General features: G+C 35.6%; 14 protein-coding genes. 3 read left to right on the forward strand and 11 right to left on the reverse strand.

Annotated elements, in window-relative coordinates:
* Positions 1–3 precede the first annotated feature (3 nt).
* The 11 genes from BCR26_RS15090 to ssnA all read right to left on the reverse strand — a co-directional run bounded on the left by BCR26_RS15090 (position 4) and on the right by ssnA (position 14,224).
* On the reverse strand, positions 4–372 hold the full coding sequence (locus BCR26_RS15090; protein WP_069699800.1) for a winged helix-turn-helix domain-containing protein: 369 nt from the start codon (positions 370–372) through the stop codon (positions 4–6).
* 71 nt (positions 373–443) lie between these two features.
* Complete coding sequence (locus tag BCR26_RS15095; RefSeq protein ID WP_069699801.1) at positions 444–1,031, reverse strand: nucleoside-triphosphatase; 588 nt, start codon at positions 1,029–1,031, stop codon at positions 444–446.
* Between the two features lie 195 nt (positions 1,032–1,226).
* Complete coding sequence (locus BCR26_RS15100; protein WP_069699802.1) at positions 1,227–2,546, reverse strand: nucleobase:cation symporter-2 family protein; 1,320 nt, start codon at positions 2,544–2,546, stop codon at positions 1,227–1,229.
* A 144-nt stretch (positions 2,547–2,690) separates the two neighbouring features.
* Entirely contained in the window at positions 2,691–3,074 is a 384-nt protein-coding gene (locus BCR26_RS15105; protein ID WP_069699803.1) for a RidA family protein, read from the reverse strand.
* Positions 3,075–3,137: 63 nt separating this feature from the next.
* A complete protein-coding gene (gene arcC, locus BCR26_RS15110; RefSeq protein WP_069699804.1) occupies positions 3,138–4,076 on the reverse strand; it encodes a carbamate kinase in 939 nt (312 codons plus the stop codon).
* Between the two features lie 327 nt (positions 4,077–4,403).
* Complete coding sequence (ygeW, locus tag BCR26_RS15115; protein WP_069699805.1) at positions 4,404–5,597, reverse strand: knotted carbamoyltransferase YgeW; 1,194 nt, start codon at positions 5,595–5,597, stop codon at positions 4,404–4,406.
* Positions 5,598–5,858: 261 nt separating this feature from the next.
* On the reverse strand, positions 5,859–7,175 hold the full coding sequence (locus tag BCR26_RS15120; RefSeq protein ID WP_069699806.1) for a YgeY family selenium metabolism-linked hydrolase: 1,317 nt from the start codon (positions 7,173–7,175) through the stop codon (positions 5,859–5,861).
* A gap of 6 nt (positions 7,176–7,181) precedes the next feature.
* A complete protein-coding gene (gene dpaL, locus BCR26_RS15125) occupies positions 7,182–8,375 on the reverse strand; it encodes a diaminopropionate ammonia-lyase (RefSeq protein WP_069699807.1) in 1,194 nt (397 codons plus the stop codon).
* A 31-nt stretch (positions 8,376–8,406) separates the two neighbouring features.
* The gene (gene hydA, locus BCR26_RS15130) at positions 8,407–9,801 is read right to left on the reverse strand and encodes a dihydropyrimidinase (protein ID WP_069699808.1); all 1,395 of its coding nucleotides are present in this window, start codon (positions 9,799–9,801) and stop codon (positions 8,407–8,409) included.
* A gap of 47 nt (positions 9,802–9,848) precedes the next feature.
* Positions 9,849–12,854, reverse strand: coding sequence for a putative selenate reductase subunit YgfK (gene ygfK, locus BCR26_RS15135; protein ID WP_069699809.1), 3,006 nt, complete (start codon positions 12,852–12,854; stop codon positions 9,849–9,851).
* Between the two features lie 35 nt (positions 12,855–12,889).
* Positions 12,890–14,224 carry a putative aminohydrolase SsnA gene (ssnA, locus tag BCR26_RS15140; protein WP_069699810.1) on the reverse strand — a complete coding sequence of 445 codons (1,335 nt, stop codon included), beginning with the start codon at positions 14,222–14,224 and terminating at the stop codon, positions 12,890–12,892.
* Between the two features lie 347 nt (positions 14,225–14,571).
* Between ssnA and BCR26_RS15145 the strand changes: the two genes are divergently transcribed.
* The 3 genes from BCR26_RS15145 (at position 14,572) to BCR26_RS15155 (ending at position 17,480) form a co-directional block, all read left to right on the forward strand.
* On the forward strand, positions 14,572–15,210 hold the full coding sequence (locus BCR26_RS15145) for a helix-turn-helix transcriptional regulator (RefSeq protein WP_069699811.1): 639 nt from the start codon (positions 14,572–14,574) through the stop codon (positions 15,208–15,210).
* Positions 15,211–15,451: 241 nt separating this feature from the next.
* Entirely contained in the window at positions 15,452–16,804 is a 1,353-nt protein-coding gene (locus tag BCR26_RS15150) for a Mur ligase family protein (protein WP_069699812.1), read from the forward strand.
* Positions 16,794–17,480: a type 1 glutamine amidotransferase gene (locus BCR26_RS15155; RefSeq protein ID WP_069699813.1), complete on the forward strand. Its 687-nt coding sequence runs from the start codon at positions 16,794–16,796 to the stop codon at positions 17,478–17,480. The genes BCR26_RS15150 and BCR26_RS15155 overlap by 11 nt, the downstream gene beginning before the upstream one ends.
* The last annotated feature ends 8 nt before the right edge of the window (positions 17,481–17,488 follow it).

Consider the following 17,488-nt stretch of genomic DNA (forward strand, 5'->3'; position numbering starts at 1 on the left):
CCCCTAATTCAGTTCATTTGATGTGCCTTCAAAAAATATTTCATTGAATAATTGATTGGTAATTTGATATGTCTTTTTTTGAAAATATAAAAATTGAGCAGTCAACTTTTCCCCATCTTCGGTAACAGTCGAGCCTCCACCCTTATTTCCCCCAACACTTTTTATGACCAGAGGAGAACCATATTCTTCCTCTGCTTTTTTTATTATTCTCCAAGCTTTGTTATACGACATACCCATTTTCTTTGCAGCCGTATTAAGAGAACCTGTTTTTGAAATTAATTGTAATAACTCCACAACTCCTGGTCCAAAAAAAATTCTATCCGTCTGCAACTTAAGGTTTAGCGTGTAATTAAATTTTCTTGTCTCCTCCATCGAAGCTCCACCACCTTAAAATAAATTAGTTGTTTCGTTATACTTTAAAAAGATAACGAAAACCAAAAAAATTATTGCATTAAAAAATCTTGCAATTTCTTCTCACACTGATTTCTATTTTTTTCCGTTAACTCTAGAATATCTCCATTATGCAAATAAATTTGCTCTCTTAGTTTTTGCCGTTGATCGTTTATATTTAATTTTTCTAGACTGTTTCGTCGTTGTCTTTGATAATTTTTATCTGATTTGAACACACCTAAAATTTTTCTACGCTGAGTCATTAACTCCATGAGTTCACCTGTAAAATTTGGTATCAACAACTCCATACCACCAATTTCATCCAATAGTACAATCTCGCTTTTATTGCTCTGTGCCTCCTGTAGTAGTTGTGTGCCAAAATGCTCAAAAACAGCTAAATTTCTAATTCTTTGGCCATTTTCAATTTTAAGAAAGCAATGCTCTTTGCAATCCTCTTGTCCAAACTCTGTCTTAAATAGTGCTTTAGCGTCTCTCAAGACAAAACCAGTAATCTCAGCTTTTTCATTCAATAAACGATCCACATAAAAACCACTAATTGAGTAATCAGAATATCGGAGACATTTCTTAAGCAACGTAGATTTTCCGATAAATTTATCTCCTTCAAAGAAAAATTTTTCCATCATCTATCCCTCTTGATTTTCTATCGTTTCATCATTCATTTAAAAATGAATACAAAAGATAAAAAATACCGGCTTCTTTATCTTTCGTATCATTTCAAAGGAGAAAATCACATGTACTAAAACATTCAATTATTATCACTTAATCAGTTGATAGACCAAATCAACGATTAATCAAATCAATCACTTTCATTTGCTTCAGGGATTACTTTTTGGCTTTGTACCGTTTAATAAGAAGTTCAAAATAACAGCTACAATCGTTGTTAAAATAACTTCTGAATTACCAAAAATAGTTGTCACCCAATCAGGAAAACCACTTAGTGAACCTGTAGACAATGCTACACCAACACCAAATGCTAAAGCTAAACCAACGACTCCGGTATTTCGTGGTGTTAACTCTTGAGAAGAAATCATTCGAATTCCTGTCATTGAAATTGTCGCAAAAACTGAAATCGTTGCGCCACCAATAACAGCGTATGGGATTGTTGTTAAGATTGCAGCAATTTTAGGAACAAATCCCGCTACAATAAGAATTACTGCTGCAAAAACCATTACATATTTATTAATTACTTTAGTAACCGTTACCAAACCAACGTTTTGACCAAAAGTCGCAACAGGAACGCCACCGAAGAAACTACCTAAGAAATTGGCTAATCCACTTCCCATAATTCCTCCTGAAAGTTCTTTATCAGTCGGTTCACGATCCATTGCTCCAACTGTCGTTGCTGTAAATTGACCAATCGCTTGTACTGCATCCACGATAAACATTACAACTAGTGTCAAAATGGGAACAACTTGAAAATCTACTCCAAAATGGAAAGGTGTAATCATTTGAAAAACTGATGCATTTTGGACTGGAGAAAAATCTACCATTCCCAAAACTAAAGCTAAAATGTAGCCAATCACCATTCCATTAAGAATAGAAGATAATTTGAGAAATCCTTTTGAAAAATAGTTAAAATAGAATACAATAACGAATGTAATCATTGCAACTAGCCAATTTTTCGCAGAACCAAAATTTGCACTTCCAACTCCACCTGCCATATATTTAATCGCTACTGGAAACAGAGATAATCCAATACTCAAAATAACTGTACCAGTAACTAACGGCGGAAACAAGACTCTAATTTTTTTAATGGCTAAACCAACTAATATGACTAAAACACTTCCAACCATTTGCGAACCAAAAATAGCAGCAATGCCAAAATCAGCACCAATTGCCATTAAAATAGGAACATAAGCAAAACTAGCACCCATCATAACAGGTAGTCTTGAACCAACTCGGCCAAAAATAGGAAAAAGTTGAATCAATGTTGCGATAGCAGAAAAAATCAACGAAGTTTGAATGATAATCGTTGTGTCACCAGGACTAAGGTTACAGACCTTTGAAATCATAATTCCTGGGGTAACAATTCCTACTACTGCAGCTACAACGTGTTGCAGTCCCATAGGAATCGCTTCTTTTATCGGTAGTTTGGCATCATAATCAAACAATGCATTTACTTTTTTTTCACTCATATGCAATATTCCTTCTAAAATTTTATTTTGAAAAAGGCTGCATCCTAATCAACATATTAAAGCTTCTTAGTCTTCTCAATCAGCATCTCAGGCTGAATCAATGTTGGAAGACAGACAGTCTTTTTCATTGATTTGTGTTCGTCGTTATTCTTGTTTACTTGCAATTGCTTCAACTTCAAATAGCCCACCTTTAGGTAACTCAGCTACTTCAACACATGAGCGAGCAGGTGGATTTTCCGAGAAATATTTTCCATAAATCTCATTTATTGCCACAAAATCAGTCATATTTTTCAAAAAGACCGTTGTCTTCACAATATCCCTGTAAGACATATTCGCTTCTTTCAAAATTTCCCCTAGATTTTGTAACGCTTGTTCTGCTTGTTCTTCTACCGTTGCTTGCATTTCACCAGTAACAGGATCCAATCCTAATTGTCCAGAAACATAAAGAACATTATTTGCTAGAACAGAATGGGAATATGGACCAACAGCTGCTGGGGCTTTACTTGAATTTATGATATTATTTTTCATTCTATTTACTCCTCTTAATAGAATTTGACTCACCTTTATTAATAAAAATATAGCTAGATAATACTATTGTTGAACAATAGTTCCAGTTTTACCAACAATACCGTCTTTTGCTTTCTCAAGTAAGGTAATTAATGTTTTTCTTCCTGGTTTTGATTCCGCAAATTGAATCGCTGCTTCTACTTTTGGTAACATAGAACCTGGAGCGAATTGCCCTTCTTTAGCATATTCTTTCATTTTTTCTATTGAAACATCACTAAGTTCTTCTTGATTTTCTTTTCCGTAGTTGATACAAACTTTCTCTACAGCAGTTAAAATGATTAATAAATCGGCATCTACTTGTTCTGCCAGCACTTCACTACAGAAGTCTTTATCTATAACGGCTCCTACTCCACTTAGCTTGTTTCCTTCTTTGATAACTGGTATTCCGCCGCCACCACAGGCGATTACTGTTTGACCCGCATCAATTAACGAAGAAATTGTTTCAATTTCAATAATTTCTTTAGGTTTAGGAGAAGCCACTACTTGACGATATCCTCTACCCGAATCCTCTACTACAGTAACATTCTTTTCTTTCACTAATGCGTCGGCTTCTTCCTTAGACATAAAACGTCCGATTGGTTTTGCCGGTGCATCAAACGCAGCATCTTTCGGATCAACAGCAACTTGTGTAATAACAGTTGCAACTGGTTGATGGATGTTACGCGTTAATAATTCTTCACGTAAAGCATTTTGTAAATCATACCCAATATAACTTTGACTCATTGCAACACATACTGATAAAGGAATCGTTGGATATTTTTTAGGGTCTGTTAACGACAACTCTTCCATTGCTAATTGAATCATCCCTACTTGAGGACCATTCCCATGAGACAAAATAACTTCATATCCCGCTTCGATCAAATCAGCAATTGCTATAGAAGTTTCTTTTACAGCAGTCATTTGCTCTGTTAAATTCCCACCTAAAGCATTCCCACCTAGTGCTACTACAACTCTTTTAACCATTCAATGATTCACCTCATCTTCTATAAAATCAAATACTTTATTTCTCTATTTTATTTATAATAATGCAAAATACCCTCTCATTTGTACTAGGTAGTAAGTGAAAAAATTTCATTCTTTGCATGAGTATTCATAATCTGTGGACAGCAGACTATTTTATTCGAATGATTTTCAAACTTAAACGATTTATTTATTTCAAGAAATGGACTTGGAAAGGTCTTTAACTTACTTCTTCTATACGATAAAAGTTAATTCGTTTATTTCTAGTTTTTTAATGAGAAGGTATTTTACCTCATGCCGTTAATAAGCAATAACTATTTTATTTAATGACTATTTTGTTTCTCTTGGAGTCTTTTTCTCTTCTAATGCTTTTAATGTTGCTTGCGGATTTTTCACCTTGCTTAAGAAAATCATTGCTGCAATAACATAAGGTTTGTAGCTTGCTTCTTTGTATAATTCTACACGGTAACGATCGAAGACAGATGCTTCAACTTCCCCTTCTTCACAGCTAACACCAGTGATATCAGCAGGTAAGCAATGCATGTACAATGCTTTTCCATCTTTAGTTGTCTTCATTAAATCTTCTGTACATTCCCAATCTTTATGGTTTTTATTTTGAGCTAATAGTTCTTGCTCTAAAGCATCAATTCCAGCTTGGTCGCCTTCTCCATATAACTGAGTACGTTTTTCCATTGCTGCAAATGGAGCCCAGCTCTTAGGATATACAACGTCTGCATCTTTAAATGCTTCTGCCATACTATTTGTTTTTGTAAATGAACCGCCTGATTCAGCAGCATTTTTCTTCGCAACTTCTTCGACTTCAGGCATGATTTCATAGCCTTCTGGATGAGCAAGAACAACATCCATTCCAAGACGTGTCATTAACCCAACAATTCCTTGAGGAACAGATAATGGTTTACCATATGAAGGAGAATAAGCCCAAGTCATAGCAACTTTTTTCCCTTTTAAGTTTTCAATGCCACCAAATTCATGAATCAAATGCAATGCATCTGCCATTGATTGTGTTGGATGGTCAATATCACATTGTAAGTTTACTAATGTTGGACGTTGCTCAAGAACGCCATCTTTGTGTCCTTCTTGAACTGATTCTGATACTTCATGCATATAAGCATTTCCTTTGCCAATATACATGTCATCACGAATACCAATAATGTCAGCCATGAAAGAGATCATGTTCGCTGTTTCACGAACAGTTTCACCATGAGAAATTTGGCTCTTACCTTCATCTAAATCTTGCACTTCTAACCCTAAAAGGTTACAAGCAGAAGCGAAACTAAAACGAGTTCTAGTTGAGTTATCACGGAATAAAGAAATTCCTAACCCACTATCGAAAATTTTCGTTGAAATATTATTCTCACGTAAATAACGTAATGTATCAGCTACCGTGAAAACAGCTTCTAATTCATCTCTTGATTTTTCCCAAGTTAAGAAAAAGTCATTATTGTACATTTTCTCAAATTCTAATTTATCCAATTTTGCAATATATTCTTTAAACGTTTCCATATTAACTCTCCCTTTGCTGTGAGACACAGCGAATTTTTTTTATGAGCTGATGTCGAACAGTACACTTCACTACGTTTCGATCTCATCAACTTCTACGCATGAAACATGCTAGAGTTGAAGGAAGGCGAACGCAGAGGGCGTTGTCACCCCATAACTTGAGACTCAGCGAATTTTTTCAATTTCGAACAATATCTAGTCGGTTAAGGAAGGCGATTTTTTCAATCGCCACCTCACCTATTCACTATATATCGTTATACCTAATTATTTACCTTCACAATAAACACTTGGTAATGCCGCATATACTGCAGCACAACGAACTAAATCATCTTTCCAAGTTTTTTCATTTGGCGCATGTGCTTGTGCTTCTGCACCTGGTCCAAAACCAATACAAGGAATTCCGTTACGTCCCATAATTGATACACCATTTGTTGAGAATGTCCATTTGTCTAATAGTGGACGAGCTCTACGCATATCAATTGTTTCTTTTGAGCCTTCACGTTCTGTACCATAAAGGTTTTCATGAGTTGCCATTAATGCTTTTGTTACATCATGGTCTTCTGGAATTACCCAAGTTGGGAAGTAACATTCGATAGGGTAAACACAGCCAGTATAAGATGGACGGTCATAGTCATACATTGATACTTTAACGTCATCTCCATATTTTTTAACAGCTGGTAAATTACGAATTTCATCTAAACAGCTTTCCCAAGTTTCACCAGCAGTCATACGACGGTCTAATGATACTGTACATCCATCTGCTACTGCACAACGACTTGGAGACGAGTGGAAAATTTGTGAAGCAGTTACAGTTCCTTTTCCTAAGAAACGAGCTTCTTTCCATTGAGGATTATATTTTTCATCTAACATACGAACCAATCCTCTAATTGCTGTACTTTCAGTATCTCCATTGTTATTTAATGCACGAACATCTTGTAAAATGTCAGCCATTTTAAAAATTGCATTATCTCCACGTTCAGGTGCTGAACCATGACAAGAAACCCCTTTAACGTCTACGCGAATTTCCATACGTCCACGTTGTCCACGATAAATTCCACCGTCTGTTGGCTCAGTAGATACAACAAACTCTGGACGAATCTTGTCTTCTTTAATAATATATTGCCAACATAAACCATCACAGTCTTCTTCCTGAACAGTCACTGTTACTAATGCAGTATATTTATCATTTAAAAGACCTAGATCTTTCATGATTTTTGCTCCATAAATTGCTGATACAATTCCACCTTCTTGGTCAGAAGTACCACGTCCACCAATTTCAGTGTCAGTTTCGTAACCATCATAAGGATCAAATTCCCAGTTACTCATTTCACCAATTCCAACAGTGTCCATATGGCCGTCAAAAGCGATGATTTTTTTACCTGTTCCCATAAATCCTAATACGTTTCCTTGTGGATCAACTTCAATCTTGTCAAAGCCTAGTTTTGTCATTTCAGCTTTTGCACGTTCCATTTTTGCGCCTTCTTCAGCACTTTCTCCTGGAATTTTAACCAAGTCTCTTAAAAACTTGATCATGTCCTCTCTGTAACCTTCTGCTGCTGCGTTAATTGCTTTGAAATCCATTTATTATTACCCCCATAAGATTTTTTTGTAGTTATCTGGATCTGTGTCGCCTTCTGTTGAGAACATTAAAACAGATGAATTTTCATCAAGTTTCAACGCATCACGTAAATCTTTGTATTCCGGATTATGCATCACTGTTTCTACTAAGCCCATTGCTACTGCACCAGACTCACCTGAGATCACTTGTGGATCTCCTTTTAGTGGAGCTCCTAGCATCCTCATTCCTTTTGCAGATACCCAGTCAGGCGCTGAAACAAAGAATGACGTATGGTTTTCTAAAATGTCAAAAGAAATTGTATTTGGTTCTCCGCATGCTAGTCCAGCCATAATTGTTTGTAAATCACCTTCAACGAAACGAATCTTACCGTCTTTTTCGATTGCTGATTTGTATAAACAATCTGCTACTTGTGCTTCAATAACAGTCATAATTGGTGGATTGTCTGGATATAGATTAGCAAAATAACCAACAACAGCTCCTGCTAAACTACCAACACCCGCTTGAACAAAAACGTGTGTAGGACGTTCTGCTTTTGCTTCTTTTAATTGATCAGAAGCTTCTAAAGCCATTGTTCCGTACCCCTGCATAATCCACGTTGGAATTTTTTCATAACCATCCCAAGCGGTGTCTTGAACCATTACACCATTTTCAGTTTCTTCAGCCATTTTATTCGCCATTCGAACACATTCGTCATAATTGACTTCTTCAATCGTAACTGTTGAATTCTCTTTTCGAATATTTTCTAATCGTGTTTGTGTTGAGCCTTTTGGCATCAATACAACTGATTTTTGACCTAATTTATTTGCAGCCCAGGCAACACCTCGTCCGTGATTGCCATCTGTAGCTGTAAAGAATGTTGCTTGACCAAATTCGTCACGCAATTTATCAGAAGTTAACACATCATAAGTTAAATCTGCTACGTCTTTACCTAACTCATCAGCAATGTAGTTTGCCATTGCAAATGAGCCACCTAGCACTTTAAAAGCATTTAAGCCAAAACGATAGGATTCATCTTTAACAAAAAAGTTTTTGATTCCTAAGTATTCCGACATGTGTTTCAAATCTGCTAGTGGTGTTCTAGAATATTGCGGAAAACTTTTGTGAAACGTTAATGCCTTCTCAATTGCTTCCCTTGACATCAGATTGATATACTGATCGTCTGTTTTCGGCATTTCATTTGCCGTCCATTTAATTTTTTCCAAAAATCTTACCCCTCCATAAAATTTATTTAAATCAACACGGGTTGATTGATTCCTTTACAATTTTTCGATGGATGAATTTCCCTTCCATCTCAGCTATACATTGCCCATTTTCTGCTACTTTTTTTCCTCTGAGGTATACAGCTTGCGCACTACCTTTCGTTTCCATCCCATCAAACGGAGTATAGTCTACTGTTTGAATTTGAGTTTTCGCAGAAATTACACCTTTTGTGTCGGGATTCCAAATAACAATGTCTGCATGGCTACCTTTTTGAATAATGCCTTTTTGCGGAAACAGATGAAACTGTTTTGCAATTCCTTCTGAAAGCAACTCGACCATTCGTTCTAATGTGATTTTCCCTGTTGTTACGCCATAGGTATATATCAGCTCTGGTCGGGTTTCAACTCCCGGCATGCCATTAGGAATTTTGCTAAAATCATCTTTCCCTAATGTCTTTTGCCCTTCAAAATTGAAACTACAGTGGTCAGTGGAAATGGTATCAATTGAACCATCCATGACTCCTTCCCAAAGAACTTCCTGATCTTTTTTACTTCGCAATGGAGGTGAACAAACGTATTTAGCCCCTTCAAAATCAGGTCCATCATACAAATGGTCATCTAAAACTAGATATTGCGGACAAGTTTCAACGAAAAGCTTTTGACCTCGTGCTCGTGCCCTTCTGACAGCGGCTAATGATCTAGCTGTACTAAGGTGAACAATATTTACTGGCAATCCTGCTAAATCAGCAATCATCAAGTAACGCTCAACCGCCTCTGCTTCTACAGAATCAGGACGTGTTAACGGATGATAATGAGGTGTCAACTTCCCTTCACGTACAAACTTAGCAATCATTTCGTTGACCATATCGCCGTTTTCACAATGAATACCTAACATACCGTTGTATTTTTTTATTTCAGTCATTGCTTCAAATATCTCAGCATCGGTTGTTCTCAAATTGTCATAAGCCATGTACATTTTGAATGATGTGATTCCTTCATCAATCATTTCCTTAATTTCACTAGAAATCGCTTTATTCCATTCAATAATTGACATATGGTAGGTATAATCACAAAAACTATTTCCCTCCGCTAGTCTGTTCCAATCAGTTAGACATTGCTTTAAACTTGTTCCTTTGCTAGGAGTTGCCATATCAATCACTGCAGTTGTTCCTTTCGCAACTGCAGCACGACTTCCAGTAGTAAAATTATCCGCAGTTCCAATCGAACCTTTACCATTGTTTAGTTCTAAATGTGTATGGGCGTCAATAAATCCTGGCAATAAATAACAACCAGACACATCTTCTACTTCAGAATTATCAATAGCTAAATTTGTACCAATCTCACTGATTATCTCTCCATCAATGCGAACATCTACTTTTCTTCGACCTTCTGCCGATACGACAATGCCGCCTTTTAATAAAATAGACATCTTTTTAACCTCCATTTATAGAAGTTTTGGTCATTCGTATCTTATTCTTACATTTCCATACAATAATCATAGTTAGCTATCATTGTATCCATCAATTCAATAATGTCTTTAGGAATATCTGAGCCTTGATCGGTCAGCTTAACTGTTTGAATATTATTCCACAATCTTACAAGACATTCTTTTGTTGTTGGATCTATCACATAGAAACCAGAGTTGGTACTGTTCTCAAAATCTTCTTTTGTATTAAATAATGTAAATTTATCTTTATAAGGTGCACTAGCATAAGGACAGAATGTTTCACAGTTTCCACATTCGTTACACATCCGATCAACGTGAACAATTTGAGGTTGCCCTTTGACTTGTACAACTATATTGGCACGGTTCGGACAAACATCCATACAAGATTCGCAAATGGTTGAACATTCTAAACAGCGGCCAGCATCACTACATTTTGATGTTTCAGGAATCAAGATTCCACGTTTATTTCGAACTTCCGCTACATCTTCATTGATATTGGTTTGTTCGTAATGATTATTATGAATCTCACAAATATTTTTGGCTGCTTTTGTTGCATCAGCAATTGCTTCAACAATTGTCGCTGGGCCTAAGTTAGCATCACCAATCACGTAAACATCTTTTAAGTTGGTTTCTAATGTCTCTTGGTTAGAAACCACTTTTCCATATTGATTGGTTTGGATACCGATAGATTCATAGAAGCTTGTATCAACTTTTTCACCAACTGCTGCAATTACAGTATCAGCTGGTACTTCTGTATACTCACCAGTTGGTACAGGTTTTCTGCGTCCAGAAGCATCGCGTTCACCTAAACGCATTTTTTCACAAGTTAATACATTGTTTTCCAATTTAATTGGAGACAGTAGTTCTAAAAATTCAACACCATCTTCTAAAGCAAGATACAGTTCTTCTTCATCCGCTGGCATATTTCGCTTATCTCTTCTATAAACTACTGAAACTTTTTTAACGTCAGGAAGCGTTGTAGCTGCTCGCGCACAGTCCATTGCTGTATTTCCGCCACCAACTATCACGACTTTTTCGCCATAAGGATTGATTGCCGGATTTTCTCGATTAGCTTTTAAGAAATCTAAAGAATTGATTGTTTCTCCTACTTCTAATTTCAATTTTCCATGTTTCCAAGCCCCAATTGCATAAATAACATTGGTATAACCTAATTCTCTTAACTCTTCTAAACTTGGAGCTGCTTTTCCAGTTTTAAATTCAGTTCCCATGAATTTCGCCATATCCACATCTTTTTGAACAGATTCCATAGAAATTCTAAATTCTGGAACAATTTGGCTACATACGCCACCGATAGTATCGGCTTTTTCAAAAACAGTTACTGGCATTCCTTCTCTAGCCAATAGATATCCGGCAGAAATCCCTGCTGGTCCGCCACCTACAACAGCTGTTTTAGGAGCATCTTTTTTAGGTGTTGGTTTCTCCATTGATGCCATTAACTCATCATACGCATGTTCAGCTGCTTTTAGCTTCATTTCACGAATCTGAATAGAACTTTCATAAAATTGACGCGTACATTTTGTCATACAAGGGTGTGCACAGATTGTTCCTGTAATAAACGGCAATGGATTTTTGTCTACAATAACTTTCAATGCTTCCAAATGGTTGCCTTCATTTACGTATCTTAAATAAGCAGGAATATCTTGATTAATTGGACAACCTCCATCACTACGACAAGGCGCTGTGTAGCAATTTGTTAACGGAACAGTCGCTTTTAATTTAGGACTTTCTGAAATTTTAATTGATTTTTTATAGCGTGCTTGTGTTTTTGCTTTTTCAACAATTGCAGACAATTTTTCTAAGTCAACTTGAACATTTTTTGGATATTCAGAATCAGTTAGCAAATTGGCTACTTGATTCATTCGTTGATAGCCACCAGGTTTTAAAAGTGTTGTTGCCATCGTAATTGGCCAAATTCCTGCATCAAAAATATCCTTGATGTTAAATACATCGGCTCCACCTGAATAAGAAATTTGTAATTTACCATTAAATTCATCAGATAATTTTTTAGCCAATGAAATACTTAGTGGGAAGAGTGAGCGACCTGACATGTACATTTCTTCTCCAGGAAGTTCATCTTCAGCGATGCCGACTGGGAAGGTATTAGTAATTTTCACTCCAAAACTTAAGTTTTTGCTATCTGCTAATGCTTGTAAACGTTTTAACATTGGAACAGCATCTTCAAATTGTAAATCTTCTAAGAAATGATGATCGTCAAATACCATATAGTCAAAGCCAAGGTCGTCAAGCGTTTTACGAGTATATTCGTAACCTAACATTGTAGGATTACACTTAATGAATGAATTTAAGCCTTTTTCTTCTAATAAATAAGTTGTAATTCGTTCAATCTCATCTGAAGGACATCCGTGCAATGTAGAAAGAGTAATTGAACGACAGACTTTTGGACTGATTGCCTCAATGTATTCTTTATCAATTTGTTTGAATTCCGATAAATATTTGTAAGCTACATCCTTACATTCTTGCCAAATGGGTGTTTTCTCTGCATCTTGCATATCAGTGATATATTTATCAATTTTTGGCGATTTAATCCCTTCTAAATCATACCCAACACTCATATTGAAAATGAAGCCGTCTGGATTACCTAAACCTAGCTCTTTACTGAGTAATTTAAGAACGAACCAACCTTTAACATACTCATCATATGCTTGTGGTACTCGAAGTTCCGTTGACCATTCAACGTTATAACATTCGTCAGCTGCAGTAATACAAGGTTTGCTTACTGGTAAATCTTCGCCATCAATAATTTGGACTGTTTTTACTTCAAAAAAGCGTGAGCCCGTTAAATACGAAGCAATAATATTTTGTGCTAATTGTGTGTGTGGCCCAGCAGCTGGTCCACAGGGTGTTTCCATTTTTTCCCCGAATAATGAAATCATTTTATTAGTATCTGCTTTGTAAAACTTGCGAACACCAAAAATAGATGATTCATTTTTATATTCCTTTAAAACCCAATTTAGTAAGGCATCAATTGAAATCGGGTGCATAATGTCGCTCATGTACTTCACTCCTTAAATTCTTTATCTTTATATTTTTAAGCGTTAATTCTAGACCAAAGGGTTTGTGCTTGTGCTTGTGCATCTGACCAAATTTTTGCTTCGTCTACGCCTTGAACTTCACGGTTTCTCATTCGAACTTCACCATTAATGATAGTATCGGTAACAGCGCCACCATTCATTCCAAATAGAATATGTGAGTTGTAATTCGTTTCATTCATAGGTGTTGGACCTTTATAATCTAAAACAATGACATCGGCCGCTGCTCCATTCTCTAATACGCCTAATTTCTTATTAAAATAGCGGTTAGCCATTTTATGGTTATTGTTAAATAACATATCAGGAATTTCAGCCCATGCTGCATTAGGATCTGCTAAATGGTGTTTATGAATGATGTTGCCAACTTTATAAGATTCTGTTAAATCGTTTGTATAGCCATCTGTTCCTAAGCCCATAAGAATATTGTATTCATTGTGCATTCTCATTGCTGGTGGACAACCTACCGCATTCCCCATATTAGATTCAGGGTTTGTTACAACCATCGTGTCAGTGTCTCTCAAAAGCTCCATTTCATGAGGTCCAATATGAATACAGTGACCTGCCATTGATTGTTTGCCAAGAATACCGAAATCATATAAACGATGAATGATTGGTTTGCCATGTTTTGCCAAAGAATCATGAACATCTGCAATATCTTCTGCTACGTGGATGTGATAACCAACTCCATCAGGTGTATTAGCAGCACAAAGTTCTAAGGATTTATCAGACAATGTAAATGCGGCATGCATACCCATCATTGCTTTTTGCATATCGTCAGTTCTTTGGCTACTAGCTTTAATAAAATCAGCATTTTCTTTCACTGCTGCTTTCATTTTCTCTTCACCATCTCGGTCAGAAACTTCATAACATAAACATGTACGAACACCTAACTCATCAGCAGCTTGGGAAAGTTGTCCTAAGCTTCCTTCAATTGCACCATAACTAGCATGATGGTCAAAAACTGTAGTTACTCCATTTTTTACACTATCCAAATAAGCAATTTTTGCACTGTGATAACAATCTTGTAAATTTAACGTACGATCAATTCTCCACCATTGACCTTCCAAAATATCCATAAAATTCTTAGGATGATAATTATTAATGCTTAATCCTCTAGCAAAAGTACTATAGATGTGATTGTGCATATTGATAAACCCAGGCATAATAACTCCGCCCTTTGCATCAATAAATTCCGCTTCAGGAAACTCTTTTTTTAATTCAGATGTTGTTCCAACTTTTTCAATCGTGCTACCAGAAATGGCAACACAACCATCTTTGAAAAACTCTCCTTTCTCATTTCTCGTAATCAACTTTCCGTTTCCAACTAATAACATCATTGATCCTCCTATTTTTTTATTTTTTTGATATCGTGTATAATAAATTAGTAATCGCTTACAAATCCGTTAGCTCAATTATTCACTAGATTTATTAAAAATCATACGAAGACTTTACTCATATATAATAATAAGCGTTTGCATAACAGAGAATTCGAATGATTTATCTCATCTCGAGAAAAGTATACCACTAAAACTAAAAAAAAACAATGCTACCTAAAAAATTTTTTTAGCGATTTTTCCTTACAAAACTTGTATTATTTTTTGCACCATGCTATCATTACTTTCGAAGATAACGATTTATTAACGCTTTATATTTGTTAGATTATATGGAAAGGATTGAGATTATGCTTTCAGATAGAAAACTGAAGTTTCTAACTCAAATCGCTAAAGCATTAGCTGGACAATTCGGGGATAATTGTGAAATAGTGATTCACCAAATAAATGAAGACAACATAAATAATACGATTGTCTCAATTGAAAATGGCCATGTATCCTCTCGCCAATTAGGAGATGGACCTTCTCAAGTAGTTTTAGAAGCGTTAAAAAAGAAGCCTGCTGATATAAAAGATCACATTAATTATTTAACTCGTACTCATGATGGTAGGATTTTAAAATCAAGTACGGTTTACTTTAAAGATGAGGAAGAAAATTTGGAAGTCATTTTTGCTATAAATTATGATATAACTAATTTAATTGCAGCAGAAACAACTTTACAAACACTGACTTCTATCAATGAAGAAGAAAACGATAAAGAGCCTGAATATATCCCACAAGACATTAACGAATTGCTGGATGATCTTATTCAAGAATCTGTAAAACTCGTTGGTAAACCTGTTCCTTTAATGAATAAAGACGATAAAATCAAGTGTATTCAATTTTTAAATGGAAAAGGTGCATTTTTAGTAACTAAGTCTGGCGATAAAGTGGCAAATTTCTTTAATATCTCTAAATACACTTTATACAGTTACATAGATGCAAAATAGCTAAAACGATTAACTAGATTTATTAAAACAGTTATATGTTGGAAAATGTTCTATCCTCATAGGACGATTTTCTAATCATAGAACTGTTTTTTATCGTTAAATTCTTAAATATTTTCTAAAGCTATTTTCCATGCACTAATTATAGTAAGAAAGAGTAAAACCAATTAAAAAAATTTTTTAATTATGGTATGATAGGTTGAGTTAAAAAATAATGTCGTTTGATTAAATTGGAGGATAACTGATGGGAATTAGAACTCAATTCGCAATCACCGCTGGGAAGTCATCCCAATGGATTTTGCAAACTTTTTTTAAGGGCGGAAGTAGCTTCCCAGGTCAATTAGCCTTAAAGATTGATCCTAAAATTTTAGATACACTGGCCAAAGATTATGAGATAGTCGTTGTTACTGGAACAAATGGAAAAACATTAACGACTGCTTTAACAGTAAATATTCTTCGTCAAGAATTTGATGAAGTCCTAACAAATCCAACTGGTGCTAATATGGAACAAGGAATCGTCTCAACTTTTTTAACAGCTAAAAGAAAAAAAGGGCAGAAAAAATTTGCTGTCTTAGAAATCGATGAAGCTAGTTTAAGCCGTGTGACAAAATACATTCAACCAAAATTATTTTTATTTACAAATATCTTCCGTGATCAAATGGATCGCTATGGTGAAATTTATACAACTTACCGCCTGATTGTTGACGGTGCTGCCGCTGCACCTGATGCACCAATTATTTGTAATGGTGACTCACCTATTTTTAATTCTATTGATACGAAAAACCCACGTAAATATTACGGCTTCAACCATTTACCAGAAAAAGAGCAATTGGCTCACTACAATACGGACGGTGTTCTTTGTCCCAAGTGCCACCATATTTTACATTTCAAAATGATTACTTATGCGAACTTAGGAGACTATTACTGTCCAAATTGTGGTTTCCATCGACCTGAATTAGATGTTCAATTGACTGAAATGGTTCATATGGATAATGTTTCAGCAGATTTTGTTATAGATAATGCAAAGTATGGCATTGCTGTAGGTGGAATGTACAACGTCTATAATGCTTTAGCAGCTACTGCAGTTGCAGAATATTATCAAGTTGCTCCAGAAAAAATTAGAGCTGGACTAAGCTATGATGAAAAAGTTTTCGGACGTCAGGAAACCATCACAATCGAAGGAAAAGAATGTACTCTTGTTTTAGTGAAAAATCCAGTAGGACTGAATCAAGTAATTGACATGATGGCATTAGCTCCCTACCAATTCTCTTTAGTTTCACTATTAAATGCCAACTATGCAGACGGTATTGATGTTAGCTGGATTTGGGATGGAGACTACGAACAATTTTCCGAAATGACTATTCCTAAAGTAATTGCGGGCGGTGACCGTCATCAAGATATGACTTTACGCTTAAAAGTAGCCGGAATCCCTGAAGAACGCTTAACAGAAATTCCTAACTTAGAAGATGTTATTACTGCTATTAAAAGCTTGCCAACAGATAAAGTCTACATTTTAGCAACCTATACAGCTGTCTTGCAGCTCAGAAAATCATTAGCCTCACAGGGGTATATTGAAGGAGGGATGAATGGTGCCTAAAGAACTAGTAGTTTGTCATTTATATGGAAATTTGCTAAACACATATGGAGATAATGGGAATCTTTTAATCCTTAAATATCTTTCTGAAAAAATGGGTGTAGCCTTTCGTTCCGAAATTGTTAGCATCTATGAACCTTTTGATCCACAAAAATATGATTTGGTGTTTGTTGGTGGTGGACAAGATTTTGAACAATTGATTATTTCAGAAGATATTCAAACAAAAAAAGCAGAACTAACTGAATATATTGAGAACGATGGCGTTATGTTAGCGATTTGTGGTGGTTATCAGCTGTTGGGACATTACTACATGGGTGCCAATGGAGAAAAAATTAGTGGTATTAGTGCTTTAGATCACTACACATTGAGTCAAGAAAGCAATCGCTATATTGGAGATATTGTCATTCATAACGAAGAATTTAATGAAACCTATTATGGCTTTGAAAACCATAACGGTCGAACCTTTTTAGGAAAAGGAGAACGCCCATTAGGAAAAGTTGTGCAAGGAAAAGGTAATAATGCAGAGGATGGTTCTGAGGGAGTTATTTACAAAAATGTCTTTGGTTCTTATTTCCATGGTCCAATTTTAGCTCGGAATGAAAACCTTGCTATTCGGCTGCTTAAAATAGCTTTAGAAAAAAAATATAACGAGCCTTTGGATACAAGTACTATCGAATAAATAGTAAA

This window comes from Enterococcus rivorum (assembly GCF_001742285.1).
Lineage (GTDB): Bacteria > Bacillota > Bacilli > Lactobacillales > Enterococcaceae > Enterococcus_L > Enterococcus_L rivorum.